Annotated in this window: 20 protein-coding genes; 17 read left to right on the top strand and 3 right to left on the bottom strand. The window is 73.6% G+C overall.

Annotated features, from left to right (window positions below):
• The first annotated feature begins 2 nt into the window (after nucleotides 1-2).
• The 9 genes from steA (at nucleotide 3) to HIR71_RS14510 (ending at nucleotide 9,662) form a co-directional block, all read left to right on the top strand.
• Complete coding sequence (steA, locus tag HIR71_RS14550) at nucleotides 3-1,190, top strand: putative cytokinetic ring protein SteA (RefSeq protein ID WP_169325789.1); 1,188 nt, start codon at nucleotides 3-5, stop codon at nucleotides 1,188-1,190.
• A gap of 52 nt (nucleotides 1,191-1,242) precedes the next feature.
• Nucleotides 1,243-2,292, top strand: a complete 1,050-nt coding sequence (locus HIR71_RS14545) for a copper transporter (RefSeq protein WP_169325788.1) — start codon at nucleotides 1,243-1,245, stop codon at nucleotides 2,290-2,292.
• The gene (locus tag HIR71_RS14540; protein WP_169325787.1) at nucleotides 2,289-3,248 is read left to right on the top strand and encodes a hypothetical protein; all 960 of its coding nucleotides are present in this window, start codon (nucleotides 2,289-2,291) and stop codon (nucleotides 3,246-3,248) included. The genes HIR71_RS14545 and HIR71_RS14540 overlap by 4 nt, the downstream gene beginning before the upstream one ends.
• Nucleotides 3,245-4,918, top strand: a complete 1,674-nt coding sequence (gene murJ, locus HIR71_RS14535; RefSeq protein WP_169325786.1) for a murein biosynthesis integral membrane protein MurJ — start codon at nucleotides 3,245-3,247, stop codon at nucleotides 4,916-4,918. The genes HIR71_RS14540 and murJ overlap by 4 nt, the downstream gene beginning before the upstream one ends.
• Nucleotides 4,911-6,056 carry a glycosyltransferase family 4 protein gene (locus HIR71_RS14530; RefSeq protein WP_211374244.1) on the top strand — a complete coding sequence of 382 codons (1,146 nt, stop codon included), beginning with the start codon at nucleotides 4,911-4,913 and terminating at the stop codon, nucleotides 6,054-6,056. The genes murJ and HIR71_RS14530 overlap by 8 nt, the downstream gene beginning before the upstream one ends.
• Nucleotides 6,057-6,125: 69 nt before the next feature.
• Entirely contained in the window at nucleotides 6,126-7,802 is a 1,677-nt protein-coding gene (locus tag HIR71_RS14525; RefSeq protein ID WP_169325785.1) for a CTP synthase, read from the top strand.
• Nucleotides 7,803-7,899: 97 nt separating this feature from the next.
• Nucleotides 7,900-8,523, top strand: coding sequence for an NUDIX domain-containing protein (locus HIR71_RS14520; protein WP_311836308.1), 624 nt, complete (start codon nucleotides 7,900-7,902; stop codon nucleotides 8,521-8,523).
• A gap of 159 nt (nucleotides 8,524-8,682) precedes the next feature.
• Nucleotides 8,683-9,216, top strand: coding sequence for a hypothetical protein (locus HIR71_RS14515; RefSeq protein ID WP_169325783.1), 534 nt, complete (start codon nucleotides 8,683-8,685; stop codon nucleotides 9,214-9,216).
• Nucleotides 9,132-9,662 (top strand): GGDEF domain-containing protein, encoded by a 531-nt coding sequence (locus HIR71_RS14510; RefSeq protein WP_169325782.1) that lies wholly within the window; start codon nucleotides 9,132-9,134, stop codon nucleotides 9,660-9,662. The genes HIR71_RS14515 and HIR71_RS14510 overlap by 85 nt, the downstream gene beginning before the upstream one ends.
• A 34-nt stretch (nucleotides 9,663-9,696) precedes the next feature.
• Here the strand turns inward: HIR71_RS14510 and HIR71_RS14505 are convergent, their stop codons facing one another.
• The 3 genes from HIR71_RS14505 to HIR71_RS14495 form a co-directional block, all read right to left on the bottom strand.
• Nucleotides 9,697-10,659 (bottom strand): COX15/CtaA family protein, encoded by a 963-nt coding sequence (locus HIR71_RS14505; protein WP_311836306.1) that lies wholly within the window; start codon nucleotides 10,657-10,659, stop codon nucleotides 9,697-9,699.
• 119 nt (nucleotides 10,660-10,778) lie between these two features.
• Nucleotides 10,779-11,543: an ABC transporter permease gene (locus HIR71_RS14500; RefSeq protein ID WP_169325781.1), complete on the bottom strand. Its 765-nt coding sequence runs from the start codon at nucleotides 11,541-11,543 to the stop codon at nucleotides 10,779-10,781.
• Nucleotides 11,540-12,481 (bottom strand): ABC transporter ATP-binding protein, encoded by a 942-nt coding sequence (locus tag HIR71_RS14495; protein ID WP_169325780.1) that lies wholly within the window; start codon nucleotides 12,479-12,481, stop codon nucleotides 11,540-11,542. The genes HIR71_RS14500 and HIR71_RS14495 overlap by 4 nt, the downstream gene beginning before the upstream one ends.
• A 235-nt stretch (nucleotides 12,482-12,716) precedes the next feature.
• Here HIR71_RS14495 and HIR71_RS14490 point away from each other — a divergent pair, with 235 nt between their 5' ends.
• The 8 genes from HIR71_RS14490 to HIR71_RS14455 are packed head-to-tail and all read left to right on the top strand — an operon-like array spanning nucleotide 12,717 to nucleotide 19,517.
• Entirely contained in the window at nucleotides 12,717-13,484 is a 768-nt protein-coding gene (locus HIR71_RS14490; RefSeq protein WP_249051898.1) for a helix-turn-helix transcriptional regulator, read from the top strand.
• Nucleotides 13,481-14,926 carry a Fe-S cluster assembly protein SufB gene (gene sufB, locus HIR71_RS14485; protein ID WP_211374243.1) on the top strand — a complete coding sequence of 482 codons (1,446 nt, stop codon included), beginning with the start codon at nucleotides 13,481-13,483 and terminating at the stop codon, nucleotides 14,924-14,926. Before HIR71_RS14490 ends, sufB begins: the two co-directional genes overlap by 4 nt.
• Nucleotides 14,923-16,200 carry a Fe-S cluster assembly protein SufD gene (gene sufD, locus HIR71_RS14480; RefSeq protein WP_211374242.1) on the top strand — a complete coding sequence of 426 codons (1,278 nt, stop codon included), beginning with the start codon at nucleotides 14,923-14,925 and terminating at the stop codon, nucleotides 16,198-16,200. The genes sufB and sufD overlap by 4 nt, the downstream gene beginning before the upstream one ends.
• Nucleotides 16,197-16,547, top strand: a complete 351-nt coding sequence (locus HIR71_RS14475) for a non-heme iron oxygenase ferredoxin subunit (RefSeq protein WP_169325779.1) — start codon at nucleotides 16,197-16,199, stop codon at nucleotides 16,545-16,547. Before sufD ends, HIR71_RS14475 begins: the two co-directional genes overlap by 4 nt.
• A 3-nt stretch (nucleotides 16,548-16,550) precedes the next feature.
• Entirely contained in the window at nucleotides 16,551-17,312 is a 762-nt protein-coding gene (gene sufC, locus HIR71_RS14470) for a Fe-S cluster assembly ATPase SufC (protein WP_169325778.1), read from the top strand.
• A 26-nt stretch (nucleotides 17,313-17,338) separates the two neighbouring features.
• On the top strand, nucleotides 17,339-18,658 hold the full coding sequence (locus HIR71_RS14465; protein WP_169325777.1) for a SufS family cysteine desulfurase: 1,320 nt from the start codon (nucleotides 17,339-17,341) through the stop codon (nucleotides 18,656-18,658).
• A complete protein-coding gene (sufU, locus tag HIR71_RS14460; RefSeq protein ID WP_169325776.1) occupies nucleotides 18,655-19,173 on the top strand; it encodes a Fe-S cluster assembly sulfur transfer protein SufU in 519 nt (172 codons plus the stop codon). The genes HIR71_RS14465 and sufU overlap by 4 nt, the downstream gene beginning before the upstream one ends.
• Complete coding sequence (locus HIR71_RS14455) at nucleotides 19,170-19,517, top strand: metal-sulfur cluster assembly factor (protein WP_169325775.1); 348 nt, start codon at nucleotides 19,170-19,172, stop codon at nucleotides 19,515-19,517. The genes sufU and HIR71_RS14455 overlap by 4 nt, the downstream gene beginning before the upstream one ends.
• Nucleotides 19,518-19,884 lie beyond the last annotated feature (367 nt).

Genomic DNA, 19,884 nt, shown 5'->3' with positions numbered 1-19,884 from the left:
CGATGAGACTCAGCCCGCGCAGACGCGCCACCCTGCCTGACGAGCCGGGCACGGCAGGTCCGGCACGCGTGGACCCGCGGACCAAGACGTTGACCAAGCGCCTCAAGCCCGGAGACATCGCCGTCATCGACCACCTCGACATCGACCGCGTCTCGGCAGAGGCGCTCGTCGCGTGCCAGCCGGCAGCCGTGCTCAACGCCGCACGGTCGACGTCCGGCCGGTACCCGAACCTGGGCCCGGAGATCATCGTCGGCGCGGGCATCACCCTCGTGGACGACCTGGGGCCCGACGTCATGACGCTCACCGAGGGGCACGTCGTCCGCGTGCTCGACGGCACCGTGCGCGAGGGCGACCGGATCGTCGCGGAGGGCATCGAGCAGACGCACGAGACCATCGCGACGAACCTCGAGGCCGCGCGTGCCGGGCTGTCCGTGCAGCTCGAGTCGTTCGCCGCGAACACCATGGACTACCTCCGCCGCGAGCGTGACCTCCTGCTCGACGGCGTGGGGGTCCCGGAGATCGTCACGCCGATCGACGGCCGCCACGTGCTGATCGTCGTCCGGGGTTACCACTACAAGGAGGACCTCGCGACGCTCCGGCCGTACATCGTCGAGTACCGCCCGGTGCTCCTCGGCGTCGACGGCGGTGCGGACGCGATCCTCGAGGCCGGATGGTCGCCCGACCTCATCGTCGGCGACATGGACTCGGTCTCGGACAAGGCGCTGACCTGCGGAGCCGAGATCGTCGTGCACGCGTACCGCGACGGCCGCGCACCGGGCCTCGAGCGGGTCGGGATGCTCGGGGTCAAGCACGTCGTCTTCCCGGCGACCGGCACGAGCGAGGACGTCGCGATGCTGCTCGCGGACGACAAGGGCGCCGAGCTCATCGTGGCGGTGGGCACGCACGCCACGTTGGTCGAGTTCCTCGACAAGGGGAGGTCCGGCATGGCCAGCACGTTCCTCACGCGGTTGCGCGTCGGGAGCAAGCTCGTCGACGCCAAAGGCGTGTCGCGGCTGTACCGCCACCGCATCTCCAACATCCAGCTGACCTGGCTCGTGCTGGCCGGTCTGCTGGCGCTCGCCGTCGCGCTGGCCGCGACCGCTGCCGGTCAGACGATGTTCGGGCTGATCGGGGCACGGCTGGACGACGTGTTCTCGTGGGTCGGCGCGCTGTTCGGCGGTGGTGCGTGATGCGCTCCGCCGGAGGCCCCGACCGAGCCGCCGCCGACGAAAAGACGACCCAGTGATCGACTTCCGGTACCACATCGTCTCGCTCATCTCGGTGTTCCTGGCGCTCGCCGTCGGCATCGCGCTCGGCGCCGGACCGCTCAAGGAGACCGTCGGCGACACCCTGACGGGTCAGGTCGAGCAGCTGCGCGAGGACCGTGACGGCCTGCGTACGGCGCTCGAGGAGGCGCAGCGCTCCGAGGCGGCCCAACGCTCCTACCTCGAGGCGGCCGCACCGCAGCTGGTCGAGGGGACGCTGCAGGGTCGGCGCGTCGCCGTCGTCATGCTCGGCCCCCTCGAGGCCGACGTGCTGAGCGGCGTCGTCGGTCAGCTGGAGAGCGCAGGAGCCAGCGTGAGCGCCCGCGTGACGGTCACGGAGGGCTGGACCGACCCGTCGTTGCGCAGCTTCCGCCAGGCGCTCTCCGGGAACCTCGCGACCTACCTGGACCCCCAGCCGTCGGAGCAGGCGGGGGTGGAGGTCGACCTCGCCGAGGCGCTGGCCCAAGGGCTCACCGGGGCAGACCCCGCCGCGCCGAACGAGCTGTCGGAGCAGGCGAGCCTCCTGCTCCAGCTCCTGGCGAGCGACGAGAGCGAGCTGATCACGGTCGAGGACGCCATCTCGGCCCCCGCGGACGCCATCGTGGTGCTCGCGGCCACGGCTGACACCGAGCGGTCCGAGACGCCGGCGCCGGTGGAGGACGTCGTCGCGGCGCACGTCGCCATCGCGTCCGCTGCGCAGGCCCGCTCGGACGGGGCGGTGGTCGCCGGCGGCGCGCGGACGCCGGGTGGACTCGTCGAGACGATCCTCGGGGACGGTGACCTCGCGGACTCGCTGAGCACGGTCAGCCGGGTCGACCAGCTCACCGGCCAGGTCTCGGTGCCGCTCGCTCTGAACGCGCGCATCGCGGGGCCCGCCGGCCACTTCGGGGTCGGGGACGGCGAGACCCCGGTCCCGGTGCCGTCGACGCTGCCGCCGGTCGACCGCACCCCGACGCTCCCCCCGGTCGAACCGGCCGCGGCTCAGGTCGGCCCGACCGACCCGGCCGACGACGAGGCAGCGGGGTGAGCGTTCGAGCGGCGCGCAGGCTTGCCGCGGCAGGCGCCGCCGTCGGCGGGACGCGTTTGCTCCGCGGCGCCCTCGGGCGCGCGGCGGCCGACTCCCGGCAGCCCGCGCAGCCCGCGCAGCCCAGGCGGCGGGCCGCGCGGCTGGTGGGTGACGCCGACCGCTGGACCCGCACGAACCACCGCGGCGAGCCGGTCAGCATGCTCGAGGGCCCCGCAGCGGCCGGCGGGCTTCTCGTCGGCGCGGTCGTCGGCGCCACGACGGCGCGCGGTGCCGTCGCGGCCACGGTGGCGACCGGCGGCGCCGCTGTGTTCGGGCTCGTCGACGACCTGACCGAGGACACCCTCACGCGCACCAAGGGGCTGCGCGGGCACCTGGGCGCCTTGCGCGGAGGGACGCTCACCACGGGCGCGCTCAAGATCCTCGGCATCGGGGTGAGCGGACTGGCGGCCGCCGCCGTCGCGACGCCTCTGCACGGGGTCGACGGCGCGCGTCGCGCCGGCGCTGCCTGGGTGGGTGACGTCGTCGTCTCCGGTGCGCTGATCGCCGCCTTCGCGAACCTGGTCAACCTCCTGGACCTGCGGCCCGGCCGCGCGCTCAAGGCCGCTGCGCTCGGTGCCGCGCCCCTCGCGCTGACGTCAGGGCCGGGTTCCGGGATCGCCGCAGGGCTGCTCGGCGCGGCCGCTGCCTCGGCCGGGGACGACCTCGCGGAGCGCGACATGCTCGGTGACGGCGGGGCGAACGCGCTCGGCGCGCTGCTCGGCACGGCCGTCGTGCTCGGCTGTCCACGGCCGGTTCGCGTGGCGCTCCTCGCAGGAGCGGTGGCGCTGACCGTCGCGAGCGAGCGCGTGAGCTTCACGCGCGTCATCGCGACGACCCCCGTCCTTCGCGAGCTGGACGACTGGGGCCGCCGCCCGGCCGACGAGGCCCCGGCGGACTCAGGGACCTCCGCCCGGTGAGCCCGGCCGCCCGGCGCGCGCTCACCGGCCTCGCCGGTGCCGCCGCGCTCGTCGCTGCGATCACCGTCGCGAGCCGGGTGGTCGGGTTCGGCCGGTGGTTCGCCCAGTCGTGGGCCGTCGGAGCGACCCCGACGGGATCGGCGTACGCCACCGCGAACACGTTGCCCAACGTGCTGTTCGAGGTCGTGGCCGGCGGTGCCCTCGCAGGGGCCGTCGTGCCGCTCCTCGCGGGGCCGCTCGCCAAGGGACTGCGCGGTGACGTCGACCGCATCGCCTCGGCGCTCCTGACCTGGTCCGTCGCCGTGCTGCTCCCGGCATCGGTGTTCCTCGCCGCCGTGGCGCGCCCGGTGGTCGAGGTGCTCATCGACCCGGTCGGCGGGGGCGGGGAAACCGGTGCGACCCACGCCGACACGGTGGCGCTCGCCAGCCGGCTGCTCGTGATCTTCGCCCCTCAGGTGGTGCTCTACGGGATCGGCGTCGTGCTCACCGGCGTCCTGCAGGCGCAGCGCCGGTTCGTCTGGCCGGCAGCCGCGCCGCTCGCGTCGAGCGTCGTCGTCATCACGAGCTATCTCGTCTTCCGTTCGCTCGCGGGCACGGACGTCCGCCGCCCGGGTGAGCTCTCCGCTTCCGCGGTGACCTGGCTGGGATGGGGCACGACGGCGGGGGTCGCCGCCATGAGCCTGCCGCTGATCGTCCCGGTGCTGCGATCGGGCGTCCGGCTGCGGCCCACGTTCGCGTTCCCCTCCGGGGTCGCTCGGCGTGCGCGCAACCTTGCGCTCGCCGGCCTCGGTGGACTGCTCGCCCAGCAGGTCGCCGTGCTCGTGACGGTCCGGCTCGCGAACGGCTACGGCGACCCGGACGGCACGCTCAACCTCTTCCAGTACGCGCAGGCCGTGTACTTCCTCCCGTACGCGGTCCTTGCGGTGCCGCTCGCGACCGTCGCCTTCCCGCGGCTCGCGCAGCACGCCGCGACCGGGGACCAGGCGCGGTACGCCCGACTGGTCGCCGGGAGCACGCGCGTGATCCTGCTCGTCAGTGCCGCGGGGGCGGCGGCGCTCGTGGCGGCCGCTCCGGCCGTCACGGCGGTGTTCGCCACCGTCGACGCGAGCGCGGACCCAGCCCGCCTCACGCCGATGACCCCGACGCTCGTCGCGCTCGCGCCCGGCCTCCTCGGTTACGCCCTGATCTTCCAGCTGTCCCGCGTGCTGTTCGCGCTCGAACGCGGCCGCGCGGCGGTGATCGGCGTCGTGAGCGGCTGGGGCGCGGTCGTGGTCACCTCCCTGGTCGCGGTCCGTCTGCTCGCACCCGGGGGAGGAGATGGTGCGGCGACGCTGCTCGGGCTCGGTCTGGGCAACACGATCGGCATGACGGTCGCCGGGGTCGCGCTGCTTGTCGCGGTCCGGCGCTCGGCCGGAGCGGCCGCGCTGTCCGGCGTGCCACGCACGCTCGTCGTGGTCCTCGTCGGGGCGGGGATCGGCGCCGTCGCGGGGCGGTGGCTCGTGGGCGACGTGCTCGACCTCGTCGGCCCCGGGTTCCCGACGACCATCGCGGCCGGCCTCGGCGGCGCGGCGTTGAGCACGCTCGTGGTCGTGGCACTCGCCTGGCTCGCGGATCGCAGCACCGTGAGCGCGGGCCTCCTGAGCGACTCGTCGGAGGAGACCCGTGCCTGAGACCGCCGGCCCCGAGACCGTCGACGCCGCGCGCCTGCGCGTGCTGCACGTGCTCGGCTCGAGCGCGGGTGGCGTCGCGCGGCACGTCGGGCAGGTCGCGGCCGCGCTGAGCGCGCCGGCTCCGGGCGGTCCGGGCCATCAGGTCCGGGTCGCCGGTCCGGCCGTGCTGGCCGACGACGTCGCGCCCGACGGCGGTCCCGTCCGCCTCGTCCCGGTGCCCATCACCGACCGCCCGCGCGCCGGCGACGTCGCGGTGGTTCGGCAGCTGCGTGCCCTGGGCGCGGGCGCCGACGTCGTGCACGCCCACGGCCTGCGGGCCGGCGCCCTCGCGGTGCTCGCGACCCACACGCTCCCGCCTGGCAGGCGCCCGCGCGTCGTCGTGACCCTGCACAACCTCCCGGTCGGCGGGCGCGCGGTCCGTGCGGTGTCCGAGGTGCTCGAGCGCGTCGTCGCCCGCGGCGCCGACGTGGTGCTCGGCGTCTCGGGCGACCTCGTCGAGCGGGCCCGCGCCCGGGGCGCCCGCGTCACGCGTCGCGCGCTCGTCCCCGCGCCGGCGCGACCCCGGCCCACCATGGACCGGTCCGACGTGCGTCGTGCGCTCGAGGTGCCCGACGGCGCCGCGCTGGTCCTCACGGTGGCCCGCCTCGCGCCGCAGAAGGGGCTCGGCACCCTGGTCGACGCCGCCGTCCTGCTCACAGGCTCGGACGCGCCGCCGGTCATCTGGGCCGTCGCAGGGGACGGCCCGCTGCACGCCGAGCTCTCCGCGCGCGTCGCCGAGCTCGGGGTGCCCGTCCGGCTGCTGGGCCGGCGCTCCGACGTCGCGGACCTGCTCGCCGCCGCGGACGTGGTCGTGAGCACCGCTGTGTGGGAGGGGCAGCCGATCGGGGTCCAGGAGGCGCTCCTGGCCGGGGCGCCGGTTGTGGCCACCGATGCGGGCGGGACGCGTGAGGTCACCGGCGAGACCGGCGCGGTGCTGGTCCCCGTGGGAGAGCCGAGCGCGATCGCGTCGGCGGTCCGCCGGCTCCTGGTCGACCGCCACGCGCGCGCCGACCTCGCGGGCCGGGCCCGCGCCCGGGCGGGGGAGCTGCCCGACCTGGCGGACGTCGTCGGGCAGCTGGAGCGGGTGTACCGCCGCTGACGGTGCGTAGCGAGCCGGCGCCGTGGCGGGCGAGGCGGAGCCCCTTCCCGTCGGGTACAGTGGAAGCCCGTGGCAGACCGAGCAGATCGACTCCCCGGGCGGTCGGACAACACGACCCGGCACATCTTCGTCACCGGAGGCGTCGCCTCCTCACTGGGCAAGGGACTCACGGCCTCGAGCCTCGGTCGGCTCCTACGGTCCCGCGGACTCCGGGTCACGATGCAGAAGCTCGACCCGTACCTCAACGTGGACCCGGGCACCATGAACCCGTTCCAGCACGGTGAGGTCTTCGTCACCGAGGACGGGGCCGAGACCGACCTGGACATCGGGCACTACGAGCGGTTCCTCGACGTCGACCTCGGCGCGAGCTCCAACGTGACGACCGGCCAGATCTACTCGACGGTCATCGCGAAGGAGCGCCGCGGGGAGTACCTCGGCGACACCGTCCAGGTCATCCCGCACATCACGGACGAGATCAAGGAGCGCATGCGCGCTCAGGCGGGCCCCGACGTCGACGTGATCATCACGGAGATCGGTGGCACCGTCGGTGACATCGAGTCGCAGCCGTTCCTCGAGTCGGCCCGCCAGGTGCGCCACGACCTGGGCCGCGACAACGTGTTCTTCCTCCACGTCTCGCTCGTGCCGTACATCGGGCCGAGCGGCGAGCTCAAGACCAAGCCGACCCAGCACTCGGTCGCGATGCTGCGGTCGATCGGAATCCAGCCGGACGCCCTGGTCCTGCGCTCCGACCGCGAGCTCCCCGAGTCGATCAAGCGCAAGATCGCCCTCATGTCGGACGTCGACCTCGAGGCCGTCATCTCGTGCCCCGACGCGCCGAGCATCTACGACATCCCGCGGGTGCTGCACTCCGAGGGTCTCGACGCGTACGTCGTGCGCCGCCTCTACGTCCCGTTCCACGACGTCGAGTGGTCGGCCTGGGAGAAGGTCACCGACCGCGTCCACAACCCGACCCACCACGTCGAGGTGGCCTTGGTGGGCAAGTACATCGACCTCCCCGACGCCTACCTGTCCGTGACCGAGGCGCTCCGCGCGGGCGGGTTCGCGCAGGACGCGAAGGTCATCATCCGCTGGGTGCGGTCCGACGACTGCGAGACGGCCGAGGGCGCGCGGCTCGCGCTCGAGGGCTCCGACGCGGTGCTGGTGCCCGGCGGGTTCGGCGTGCGCGGCATCGAGGGCAAGCTCGGTGCGCTGCGCTGGGCGCGTGAGAACAAGGTGCCGACGCTCGGCATCTGCCTCGGGCTCCAGACCATGGTCATCGAGTACGCGAGGTCGGTGCTGGGCCTCGGCGGGGCGTCGTCGACCGAGTTCGAGCCGGACACGGACGACCCGGTCGTCGCGACGATGGAGGAGCAGCTCGCCATCGTCGGCGGCCAGGGCGACCTCGGCGGCACCATGCGCCTCGGCTCCTACGACGCGGTGCTCGAACCTGGCTCGGTGATCGCCAAGGCCTACGGGACCGAGCGCGTGACCGAGCGGCACCGCCACCGCTACGAGGTGAACAACCAGTACCGCGAGCGGCTCGAGAAGGCGGGGCTCGTGTTCTCCGGCCTGTCGCCCGACGCGTCGCTCGTCGAGTTCGTCGAGCTCCCTGCGGACGTCCACCCGTACTACGTCGCCACGCAGGCCCACCCCGAGTTCAAGTCCCGGCCCACCCGGGCGCACCCGCTCTTCGCCGGGCTGGTCGGGGCCGCGCTCGAGCGCCAGCAGGCGGACGAGGCCGCCTGACGTGGCGCACGACGAGGACGCTGCCTCGGCCGGCGCGCAGTCGGGTCCGGTCGGGACGGTCGACGAGGGCGTCGTCGACGAGGGCGTCGTCGCCGACGTGCTCGCGCCCCGGCCCGTCGTCGAGCACGAGCTGATCCACCGCGGCGTCATCTGGGACGTCGTCGCGGAGGACGTCGAGCTCGGGGGCGCAGACCGCGGCTCGACCGTCGTCAGGCGGGAGTTCGTCCGGCACCCGGGGGCGGTCGCGGTCATCGCGCTCGACGACCAGGACCGCGTCCTCCTGCTCCGCCAATACCGGCACGCCGTCCGGCGCGAGCTCTGGGAGCCGCCGGCGGGCCTGCTCGACGTCGACGGGGAGGACGCCCTCGACGCGGCCTCGCGCGAGCTCGCCGAGGAGGCAGACCTCGTCGCGCGCCGCTGGGACGTGCTCGTCGACTACTTCTCGAGCCCTGGCGGGAACGACGAGGCGCTGCGCGTGTACCTGGCGCGCGAGCTCTCTGAGGTGCCCGAGGCCGACCGGTTCGAGCGCGAGGACGAGGAGCGCGACATGGTCGCGCGGTGGGTTCCGCTCGAGGACGCGGTCGCCCTCGTGCTCGCCGGCGCGGTGCACAACCCGTCGACGGTCGCCGGCGTGCTCGCGGCGGCCGCGGCGCGGCGCGGCGACTGGGCGACGCTACGGCCGGCGGACGCGCCGTGGCCCGAGCGGCGACCCACGGGCTGAGACGCCGCCCCTGGCCGAGTGCTCGACGAGTCCCGGGGCCGTGATGGCGTGGTCCATCCTCCGAGGCCGGCCCGCGAGGCCGGCCAGGCCACCGAGACGGGTGGATACCCGGTTCATCCCGGTTCGATACCGTTGCGCACCCTACGATGAGCCATGCTCATGCGGGGTGAGGCTCCGTCCGCCTCCCGGCGGCACCGCGCGCTGCACGACGCGTGGTGGTCGCTCGCCGTGGTCATCTTCCTCGGCGGCGTGGCATGCGTCGTGATCGGCGTGGCGCCGCCGCCGGGTGTCGTCGACCCGGTACCTCCCCTGCTCAGCGGCGTGGTCTTCGTGCTCATCGCGCTGGGGCTCGTCGTCTTCCGGGGGGCGGCACGGGCTCGCCAGCTCGCGCTCTGGGCCACGCTCGTGACGACCGGCGTGATGATCGGCCAGACCGTCACGGGCGCCGGCCAGATCCTCGTCGCCGACGGCGTGGTCCTGGGGGCCCTGTACGCGGGTGCGACCATGGTGGGCCGCGAGCTCGTCCTCTACCTCGCGAGCGCGTCCGTCGTGGTGACCGTCGGCATGATCGGCTCGTCCGCGCCGTTCCTGCCGGTGGCGTGTTCGTCGTGGTCGGCACGGTCCTGCTGGTCGGCGCGGTCACCGCCCGGAACGTCGGGTCGCTGCGGCGGGCGGCGACGATCGACCACCTGACCGGGGCGCTCAACCGGTCGGGCCTCGAGGTGGCGGCCACCATCGTGCTCGCCGCCGCGCACCGGCACGGCGCGCCGCTGGCCGTGGTGATGGTCGACCTCGACGGGTTCAAGCGGGTCAACGACACGCTCGGGCACGCGGCCGGTGACCGGCTGCTGGCCGACCTCGTGGACGGCTGGCGCGAGCGCCTGCGCGAGCAGGACCTGGCCGCGCGCATCGGAGGCGACGAGTTCGTGCTGGTGCTGCCCGACACGGACGCCGCGGGCGCGGAAGCCGTCGTGGTGGAGCTCGCGCGGGACGCACCGACCCCCTGGACGGCGGGGGTGGCGGTGGCAGGGCCGCAGGACACGCTCGACTCCTTGGTCCGGCGCGCCGACCGCGAGCTCTACCGCCGCAAGAGGTCCGCCGGCGCGGTCGAGGGGCCGGCCGGCGCGGTCGAGGGCTGAGCCGGGGCGTCGTGGGACGTCAGGTCGTGGGACGTCAGGGCCGTCGCAGCGTCATGACCGTCCACGCGACGGACGCCGTGAGCAGCGCTGCGCCGAGCATGTGGATGCCCACGAGCACCTCCGGCAGGCCGGTGAGGTACTGCGCGTACCCGACGGCACCCTGCGCGAGGGTGACCGCCAGCAGGACCAGCGCGGCCCGGCGACGTCGTGCACCGACCTCGCCGTCGGGCCCACGACGCGCGAGCACCACGATCAGCGCCACCAGCACGGCCAGGAAGGCCCACACGGCCCCCGCGTGCAGCTTGGCGATGAGCACGGGGTCGACGGTGAACCGGTAGGCGACCTCGTCGTCGCCGCCGTGCGGGCCGGCGCCCGTGACGACGACGCCGAGCGCGAGCACCACCGCGGCGACGACCGTGAGGGCATGGCCGAGCGTCACGAGCGCCGGCGAGGCGGCGGTCGCGCCGGGATGGTCGACGCCCTGGTCGTGGCGGTACAGCAGGATGGCGGAGGCGGCGATGAGGGCCATCGAGATGAGCAGGTGGACGCCGACGACGGCGGGGTGCAGCTCGAGCAGCACGGTGAGCCCCCCGATCACCGCCTGGAGCGCGACGCCGACGAGCGGCACCAGACCGAGCACCCGGAAGCCGCGGCTCCGACGGCGGTCGGTGAACACGAGCAGGGCCACGACGATCGCGATGACGCCGAGCACGCCGGTCAGCGTGCGGTTGCCGAACTCGATGAACGGGTGGATCGACGTCGCCTCGCGCAGCATCGGGGTGAAAGAGCCGGGCTCGCACTGGGGCCAGGTCGAGCAGCCGAGGCCCGACCCGGTGAGCCGCACCGCTCCGCCGGTGACCACCAGCCCCATCTGCGCGACCAGGTTCGCGACGAGCGCGGGACGGGTCCAGCCCGCCCATCGACCGAGCGGACCCGCGGGACGGGTCGGCGCGACGTCCGACGATGCCGTCGAGGACATGGGGGGGTTCGTGCGCACGGTCCTACGGTAGTCGCCGCATCGTGCTGCTCGACCGAGGGCGGCGTGGTCTCGGCCACGGGTTCGGGGTGCGGGCCGGTGCAGGGTGCGGGCCGGGTCTCGGCCCCCGTTCCCGCCCGTCAGCTCCAGCGGAACAGACGCGCCGCGCCCCAGGCGAGGACGGCGGTCCACGCGCCGAGCACGAGCAGCGGACCCGTCGCCACCGTCCCGTCCAGCAGGGCGGCGCGGAGCGCCTCGCCGAGGGCGGCGGAGGGCAGCAGACGCGCCAGGTCCCCGAGCGGGCCAGGGAGCTGCAGCGCCGGCACGATCGCTCCGCCTGCCACCGTCAGCAGGACGAGGAGCAGGTTCGCGACGGCGAGCACGGCCTCGGGGCGCAGCACGCCCGCGACGAGGAGCGCGAGCGACGTGAACGCCGCCGTCCCGAGCAGCAGCGCGAGGAGCGCCGGGCCCAGGCCCGCGACGTCGGGCCGCCACCCCAGGGCGAGCGCGACCGTGCCGAGCACCACGACCTGGACGACCTCGACCGCCAGGACCGCGACGACCTTCCCGGCGAGCAGCCCCCGTCGGCCCAGGGGCGTCGTCGCGAGCAGGCGCAGCACGCCGTTGCGCCGGTCGAAGCTCGTCGCGATGGCCTGAGACGTGAACGCGGTCGACATGACGGCGAGCGCGAGGATCCCGGGCGTGACGAAGTCCACCCGGGTGGCGCCCTGCGTGTCGAGCGCGACCACGGACGTCCGCGCGAGCCCCACGAGCAGCAGCGCCGGCAGGACGAGCGTCACGAGCAGCTGTTCGCCGTTGCGCAGCACCAGCCGTGCCTCGAACAGCGCCTGCGCGACGACGCGACGCCACGCGGGCGCGGCCGTCGCGGCGGTCTGCCCGGTCATCGCAGGCTCCGTCCGGTCAGGTCCAGGAACACGTCCTCCAAGGTCGACCTCCCCACCGTGAGCCGGGTGACCAGCGCGCCCTGCGCGGCGCACCACGAGGCGGCGGTCGCCACGACGCGCGGGTCGACCGCACCCGTCACGAGGTACTCGCCCGGCGCGACCTCCCGGACGTCGGTCGCCGTGCCGTCGGGCGCCACCCGCGCGAGGGCGTCGGTGAGCGCGACGGTGTCGAGCCCGGGCGAGGTGACGAACCGCAGCGTGCGGTCGTCCGCCTCGGCGAGGAGGTCGGCGACCGCGCCCTGCGCCACGACCGTGCCGTGGTCGACGACGACGACGTGGTCGGCCAGGTCCTCCGCCTCGTCCATGAGATGGGTCGTGAGGACGATCCCCACCCCCTCGTCCCGCAGCTCGCGCACGAGCGCCCAGACGGCGCGCCGGGACTGCGGGTCCAGGCCCGCGCTCGGCTCGTCGAGGAACACGACCTCGGGGCGCCCGACGATCGCGGCGGCGAGGGCGAGCCGCTGCCGCTGACCGCCCGAGAGGCGGCGCACCGTCGTGCCGGCGAACGAGCCGAGGCCGAGCCGCTCGCTCAGCTCGGCGACGTCCCGCGGTCGGGCGTACATCGACGCCACGTGCCGGAGCATCTCGAGCGCGCGTACACCGGTCGGCAGGCCGCCGTCCTGCAGCATGACGCCGACGCGCGGGCGCAGCCGCACGGCGTCCGCGAGGGGGTCCAGGCCCAGCACACGCACGACGCCCTCGTCGGGGGTGCGCAAACCCTCGCAGCACTCGACGGTCGTCGTCTTCCCCGCGCCGTTCGGGCCGAGCACCGCGGTGACCCGACCGCGCTCGGCCACCAGGTCCAGGCCGTCCACCACGGCGCGGCCGGCGTACCGCTTGACCAGCCCGACGATCTCGACGGCGGGAGAGTTCGGCACGGAGCGAGTGTAGGTGCGAGCGCGGGACGCCGGAGCAGGGCGGGACCCAGCCCGAAGTGAGGAGTACCTTTCTTGCGGGAATGGATTTCGGCAACAAGGATGTTGGCAATATCGGTGCACGAGTGCGTCCTGCCGCCTGGACGCGGCTCGCCGCCTGCCGCCAGGCACCGGCTGCACCGCTCGACCACCAGCTCGATCCCGACGCACACCGCACTGCCAGACCTCGGAGGTGACGATGAGCACGACGATGCAGTCCTCCGCGCGGGAGCGCTCCGTCGCCTTCGCCGCGCCGGCCCCCCCGGAGTCGTCCGAGACGGAGGCGAGCACGCGCCAGCGGGTGCTCCAGCTCGTGGCCTCCACCGGGCCCGTGGCCGCCGGTGACCTCGCGGCCGAGCTGCACCTCACGACCACCGGGGTGCGCCGCCACCTGGGTGTGCTCGAGGCCTCGGGGCAGATCGCGGTGCATGTGGCGCCCGGCGTCGGCCCGGCCCGACGGGGCCGTCCGGCGCGCCGCTACGTCGTGACGGCGCGCGGCCAGGCGGCGCTGTCCAGCTCGTACTCGGAGCTCGCCTCGCAGGCGCTTCGCTATCTCGCCGAGGTCGCCGGACCCACCGCGGTCGAGGCGTTCGCCGCCGCGCGCGTCTCGGCGGCGGAGGCGCGCTACGCCGTCGAGCTCGCCGCCGTCGGCAACGACGTCGCAGCGCGCGCCCAGGTGCTCGCGCGGTCGCTCGCGGCGGACGGCTTCGCGGCCAGCACCCGCCCGGTGCCCGGCATGGCCGCGATCCAGCTGTGCCAGGGACACTGCCCCGTGCAGCAGATCGCCGCCGAGTTCCCCCAGCTGTGCGAGGCCGAGGCCCAGGCCTTCTCGCGCCTGCTCGGTGTGCACGTCCAGCGCCTGTCCACGCTCGCGAGCGGCGGGCACGTGTGCACCACCAACATCCCGACGACCCGTACGACCGTGACCGGTTCGACAGGGACGACCGCACCAGGAAGGACGACATGAGCGCGCCCACCCAGAACGCAGCCGCTGCTGCGCCGATGACGCAGGACGAGGCGATCGCGTCGATCGGCTCCTACACCTACGGGTGGCACGACTCCGACGAGGCGGGCCGCCTCGCGCGCCGAGGCCTCGACGAGGACGTCGTGCGGAACATCTCGGCGCTCAAGAACGAGCCCGAGTGGATGCGCAAGCTGCGCCTGAAGTCGCTGCGGCTGTTCGACAAGAAGCCCATGCCCAGCTGGGGCTCCGACCTGTCGGGGATCGACTTCGACAACATCAAGTACTTCGTGCGGTCCACGGAGAAGCAGGCCACCAGCTGGGAGGACCTGCCCGACGACATCAAGAACACGTACGACCGGCTGGGCATCCCCGAGGCCGAGAAGCAGCGCCTCGTGTCCGGCGTCGCGGCCCAGTACGAGTCCGAGGTCGTGTACCACCAGATCCGCGAGGACCTGGAGGAGAAGGGTGTCATCTTCATGGACACCGACACCGGTCTCCGTGAGCACCCCGAGATCTTCGAGCAGTACTTCGGCTCGGTCATCCCGCCCGGGGACAACAAGTTCGCCGCGCTCAACAGCGCGGTGTGGTCGGGCGGCTCGTTCGTCTACGTGCCGCCGGGCGTCCACGTCGACATCCCGCTGCAGGCGTACTTCCGCATCAACACCGAGAACATGGGTCAGTTCGAGCGGACGCTGATCATCGCGGACGAGGGCTCCTACGTGCACTACGTCGAGGGCTGCACCGCGCCGATCTACACCAGCGACTCGCTGCACTCGGCGGTCGTCGAGATCATCGTCAAGAAGAACGCCCGCGTGCGGTACACGACCATCCAGAACTGGTCGAACAACGTCTACAACCTCGTCACCAAGCGGGCGACGGCTGCCGAGGGCGCGACCATGGAGTGGGTCGACGGCAACATCGGCTCGAAGGTCACCATGAAGTACCCGGCGATCTACCTGATGGGCGAGCACGCGCGCGGCGAGACGCTGTCGATCGCGTTCGCCGGCGAGGGCCAGCACCAGGACGCCGGCGCCAAGATGGTGCACGCCGCCCCGCACACGTCGTCGTCGATCGTCTCCAAGTCGGTGGCGCGCGGCGGTGGCCGGACGTCGTACCGGGGCCTCGTCCAGGTCCTCGAGGGCGCCGAGCACTCGGCCTCGAACGTCCTGTGCGACGCGCTGCTCGTCGACCAGATCTCCCGCTCGGACACGTACCCGTACGTCGACGTCCGGGAGGACGACGTGTCGATGGGCCACGAGGCCACGGTCTCGCGCGTGAGCGAGGACCAGCTGTTCTACCTGATGTCGCGCGGCATGCAGGAGACCGAGGCCATGGCGATGATCGTGCGCGGCTTCGTCGAGCCGATCGCTCGCGAGCTGCCCATGGAGTACGCCCTCGAGCTGAACCGCCTCATCGAGCTGCAGATGGAAGGGTCCGTCGGTTGAGCACCACCAACACCACCCCGGAGGTGGCCACCGGCCTCTCCACCGACCACAGCCAGGCCGTCGCGGACGGCGCGCACACGCACGGGACCGGCGGCACGCCGCAGGGTTCCCGCGCCGAGCGCGCGACCTCGTTCGACGTCGCGGACTTCGCGCTGCCGACCGGACGCGAGGAGGAGTGGCGGTTCGCGCCGGTCGACCGGCTCGCCCCGCTGTTCGCCACCGAGCTCGCCGGGCACGGCGTGCTGACGACGGTCGTGGAGGCACCCGAGGTCCAGGTCGAGCTCGTCGACCGTGACGACCCGCGGCTCGGCCAGGCGGGCGTCCCCGGCGACCGCACCGCCGCGACGGCCTGGTCCTCGTTCCACCGGGCGACCGTCGTGACGATCCCGGCGCAGGCCGTCGCGTCCACCGTGACGTCGATCCGCGTCGAGGGCGTCGAGGGTGCGGCCACCGACCCCACGGCGGCGCACGTGCTCGTGCACGCCAAGGAGCTGTCCGAGTCGGTCGTCGTGCTGGACCACGTCGGCGCGGCCACGCTCACGGAGACGGTCGAGGTCGTCGTCGAGGACGGCGCTCACCTCACCCTCGTGTCGGTCCAGGACTGGGCCCCCGGGGCCGTGCACGCCTCGTCGCACCGCATCCGCCTGGGGCGCGACGCGCGGGTCAAGCACATCGTCGTGACCCTCGGCGGCGACGTCGTGCGCGTGACGCCGGATGCGGAGTTCGCCGGCGAGGGTGGCGAGGTCGAGATGCTCGGCCTCTACTTCGCCGACGCGGGCCAGCACCAGGAGCACCGCCTGTTCGTCGACCACGCGGTGCCGTCGTGCCGCTCCCGGGTGACCTACAAGGGCGCGCTGCAGGGTCAGGACGCCCACACGGTGTGGGTCGGCGACGTGCTGATCCGCGTGGCGGCCGAGGGCACGGACACCTACGAGCTCAACCGGAACCTCGTTCTCACGGACGGCGCGCGGGCCGACTCGGTGCCGAACCTCGAGATCGAGACCGGCCTCATCGAGGGCGCGGGGCACGCGTCGGCGACCGGCCGGTTCGACGACGAGCAGCTGTTCTACCTGCGCTCGCGCGGCATCCCGGAGGCAGACGCGCGCCGGCTCGTCGTCCGCGGGTTCTTCGCCGACCTGGTCCACCAGGTCGGCGTGCCCGAGATCGAGGAGCGGCTGCTCGCGTCGATCGAGCTGGAGCTCGAACGCAGCATGAGCGAGCTCGAGGCCGGCGGTGCGCCCACGGGTGCGGCAGGTCCGGGGGTGAGCGCGTGAGCGCCCAGCTCGCCTGCATGGCCGAGGACGTCCCGGTCGGCGGCACGCTCCGCGTCGAGCTCGAGGCGGAGAACGGGCCGCTCGAGGTCGCCGTCGTCCGCGACGAGGACGGCGAACTCCACGCGATCTCGGACGTCTGCTCGCACGGTGCGGTCTCGCTCTCGGAGGGCGAGGTCGAGGGCACGACCATCGAGTGCTGGCTGCACGGGTCGAGGTTCGACCTGCGCACCGGCGCCCCGACCGGCCTGCCTGCCACGCGTCCCGTCCCCGTGTACCCCGTGACCGTCGACGGCGAGCGTGTGCTCGTCGACGTCGACGCCCCCCTCTCGATCCACCAGGAGAACTGACAGATGTCCACCCTTGAGATCCGTGACCTGCACGTGAGCGTCGAGACGAAGGAGGGCCCCAAGCCCATCCTCCGCGGCGTCGACCTCACCATCGCGAGCGGCGAGACCCACGCGATCATGGGCCCCAACGGCTCCGGCAAGTCCACGTTGGCGTACTCGCTCGTCGGCCACCCGAAGTACCAGATCACCTCGGGCACGGTGCTGCTCGACGGCGAGGACGTCCTCGCGATGAGCGTCGACGAGCGCGCGCGGGCCGGCATGTTCCTCGCGATGCAGTACCCGGTCGAGGTCCCCGGCGTGAGCGTCTCGAACTTCCTGCGCACGGCCAAGACCGCGATCGACGGCCAGGCGCCCGCGCTGCGGACCTGGGTCAAGGACATGCGCACCGCCATGGAGCAGCTGCGCATGGACCCGACCTTCGCCGAGCGCTCGGTCAACGAGGGTTTCTCGGGCGGCGAGAAGAAGCGCCACGAGATCCTCCAGATGGAGCTCCTCAAGCCGAAGTTCGCGATCCTCGACGAGACCGACTCGGGGCTCGACGTCGACGCGCTGCGGGTCGTCTCGGAGGGCGTCAACCGCGTCCGCTCGGGCGGCGAGGTGGGGGTCATGCTCATCACCCACTACACGCGCATCCTGCGGTACATCACCCCGGACTTCGTGCATGTCTTCGTGGACGGCCGGATCGCGGAGGAGGGTGGCCCCGAGCTCGCCGAGCGCCTCGAGAACGAGGGCTACGACCGCTTCCTCACCGGCGCCTCGGCCTGACGCCGACCACACCCCCGGAAGGGCCCATGACCGGCATCCTCGACCAGCCTCCCGTCCTCAGCGGCGAGGAGCTCGCAGCAGTGCGCGCGGACTTCCCGCTGCTCGTGCGCACGCTGCGCGACGGACGTCCGCTCGTGTACCTCGACTCCGGGGCCACGTCGCAGAAGCCCGACGTCGTGCTGGACGCCGAGCAGGACTTCTACGTCCAACGGAACGCCGCCGTGCACCGAGGCGCGCACCAGCTGGCCGAGGAGGCCACCGAGGCGTTCGAGCAGGCACGCGAGCAGGTCGCCCGGTTCGTCGGGGTGGACGCGGGTGAGCTGGTGTGGACCTCCAACGCGACGGCCGGCATCAACGTCGTCGCCTACGCGATCGGCAACGCGACGTCGGGCCGGGGCGGGGAGGCGGCGCGCCGGTTCGCGCTCGCGCCGGGGGACGAGATCGTGGTCACCGAGGCCGAGCACCATGCGAACCTCGTGCCGTGGCAGGAGCTCGCGGCGCGCACGGGTGCTGTGCTGCGCTGGATCGGGGTCGGCGACGACGGGCGCCTGCTGACGGACCAGCTCGCCTCCGTGGTCACCGACCGCACGCGGGTGCTCGCGTTCACGCACGCGTCCAACGTGACCGGCGCCGTGACCGACGTCGCGCCGTTCGTGGCGCGCGCGCGCGAGGTCGGCGCGCTCACGGTGCTCGACGCGTGCCAGAGCGTCCCGCACCTCCCCGTCGACCTGCACGCGCTGGGTGTCGACTTCGCGGTGTTCTCCGGACACAAGATGCTCGGGCCGACCGGGGTCGGTGCGCTGTACGGCCGGCGTGAGCTCCTCGAGGCGATGCCCCCGGTCACGACGGGTGGCTCGATGGTCGAGGTCGTCACGATGGAGACGACGACGTACGCGCCGCCGCCGCAGCGCTTCGAGGCCGGGACCCAGATGGTCGCCCAGGCGATCGGGATGGGGGCCGCGGCGTCGTACCTCGGCGAGCTCGGGATGCCCGCGGTCGCCGCCCACGAGACCGTGCTCGCGCAGGCGCTGCTCGACGCTGTCGCATCGGTTCCGCACGTCCGCGTCATCGGGCCGCTGGACACCGCGGACCGGCTGGCGACGGTCTCGTTCGCCGTGGACGGGGTCCACGCGCACGACGTCGGCCAGGTGCTCGACGACGCGGGCGTCGCCGTCCGGGTCGGTCACCACTGCGCGCAGCCGCTGCACCGGCGCTTCGGCGTGGCGGCGACGGCGCGCGCGTCGGCGTCCGTGTACACGACGGTCGAGGAGATCGAGGTGTTCCGGGAAGCCCTCGCGGGGGTCCGAGCGTTCTTCGGGCTGAACGACGAGAGGGCGAGCGCATGACGAGCTCGATGGAGCAGCTGTACCAGCAGGTCATCCTGGACCACGCGAAGTCCCCGCACGGGCGTGGCCTCGTGGCGGTCGACGCGGCCCCCGGTCACGCGCTGGGGGAGTCGCACCAGGTCAACCCGACATGCGGCGACGAGGTGACCCTCCGGGTCGACATCACGGCCGGTGGCGCGCCCGGCGCCGCTCCGGTCGTGGCCGGGGTGAGCTGGGAGGGTCAGGGCTGCAGCATCTCCCAGGCCTCCGTCTCGGTGCTGACGGACCTCGTGACCGGTGCCGACCTCGCCGAGGTCGACCGGGTGAGTGAGACGTTCCGTCAGCTGATGCACGCCCGTGGCGCCGGGCTCGACCCGGACCTCGAGGACACGCTCGGAGACGCGACCGCGTTCACCGGCGTCGCGAAGTACCCCGCCAGGATCAAGTGCGCCCTGCTCGGCTGGGCGGCCCTCCGGGACGCCGTCGTCAAGTCGGGCGTCGCGATCCCGGCGTCCACCGTGAAGGAGCAGTCATGAGCACGACCACGCCGACCGGCTCGACGCCGTCCCTGCCGCCGACGGCCGCGGACGTCGAGGAGGCCATGCGCGACGTCATCGACCCCGAGCTCGGGATCAACGTCGTCGACCTGGGCCTCGTCTACGGCCTGACCATCGACCAGGAGAACCAGGCCGTCATCGACATGACGCTGACCTCGGCGGCCTGCCCGCTGACGGACGTCATCGAGGACCAGACCGCGCAGAGCCTCGAGGGACTCGTCGACGGATTCCGGATCAACTGGGTCTGGATGCCGCCGTGGGGGCCCGAGAAGATCACGCCCGACGGCCGCGAGCAGATGCGGGCGCTCGGCTTCAACATCTGACGGAGCTGTCTCCGGATCGACCTGCCTGCGCACCAGCGCGCCACGTCCGTGTGCTGACGTGGCGGGCCCGGCGTGCGCTGAGGCGGTGAAGCCGGCCGTGCTGACGTGGCGGGCCCGGGCGTGCGCCGACGTATTCCGGTCGTCACGGGCTGACCAGTCAGAACGATGAAGGCCAGTCAGAACGATGGAGGTCAGAACGGTGGTGGATCGTCCCAGCCCGTTCGGGTGGGCGGGGTGCTCGGGTTCGGTGGCCCCGTGGCGGGCGGGGCGGTCGGCTGGACGGACGGGTGGCTCGGGTCCGCCGCGATGGTCGGACGCCGGTACCGGTGGCCGGTGGGCGCGGTCCAGTGGGTGGCGCCGGTCTCCT

This window comes from Cellulomonas fimi, from assembly GCF_012952065.1.
GTDB lineage: Bacteria > Actinomycetota > Actinomycetes > Actinomycetales > Cellulomonadaceae > Pengzhenrongella > Pengzhenrongella fimi_A.
The sequence above is the reverse complement of the archived record's forward strand: the minus strand, read 5'-3'. Positions and strand labels throughout refer to the sequence as shown.

Bases quoted from the DNA above. Each gene is read 5' to 3' on its own strand.
- steA (WP_169325789.1), top strand. From the start codon at position 3: ATGAGACTCAGCCCGCGCAGACGCGCCACCCTGCCTGACGAGCCGGGC.
- HIR71_RS14515 (WP_169325783.1), top strand. From the start codon at position 8,683: ATGCGGGGTGAGGCTCCGTCCGCCTCCCGGCGGCACCGCGCGCTGCAC.
- HIR71_RS14500 (WP_169325781.1), bottom strand. From the start codon at position 11,543: ATGACCGGGCAGACCGCCGCGACGGCCGCGCCCGCGTGGCGTCGCGTC.
- HIR71_RS14490 (WP_249051898.1), top strand. From the start codon at position 12,717: ATGAGCACGACGATGCAGTCCTCCGCGCGGGAGCGCTCCGTCGCCTTC.
- sufB (WP_211374243.1), top strand. From the start codon at position 13,481: ATGAGCGCGCCCACCCAGAACGCAGCCGCTGCTGCGCCGATGACGCAG.
- sufC (WP_169325778.1), top strand. From the start codon at position 16,551: ATGTCCACCCTTGAGATCCGTGACCTGCACGTGAGCGTCGAGACGAAG.
- HIR71_RS14465 (WP_169325777.1), top strand. From the start codon at position 17,339: ATGACCGGCATCCTCGACCAGCCTCCCGTCCTCAGCGGCGAGGAGCTC.
- sufU (WP_169325776.1), top strand. From the start codon at position 18,655: ATGACGAGCTCGATGGAGCAGCTGTACCAGCAGGTCATCCTGGACCAC.
- HIR71_RS14455 (WP_169325775.1), top strand. From the start codon at position 19,170: ATGAGCACGACCACGCCGACCGGCTCGACGCCGTCCCTGCCGCCGACG.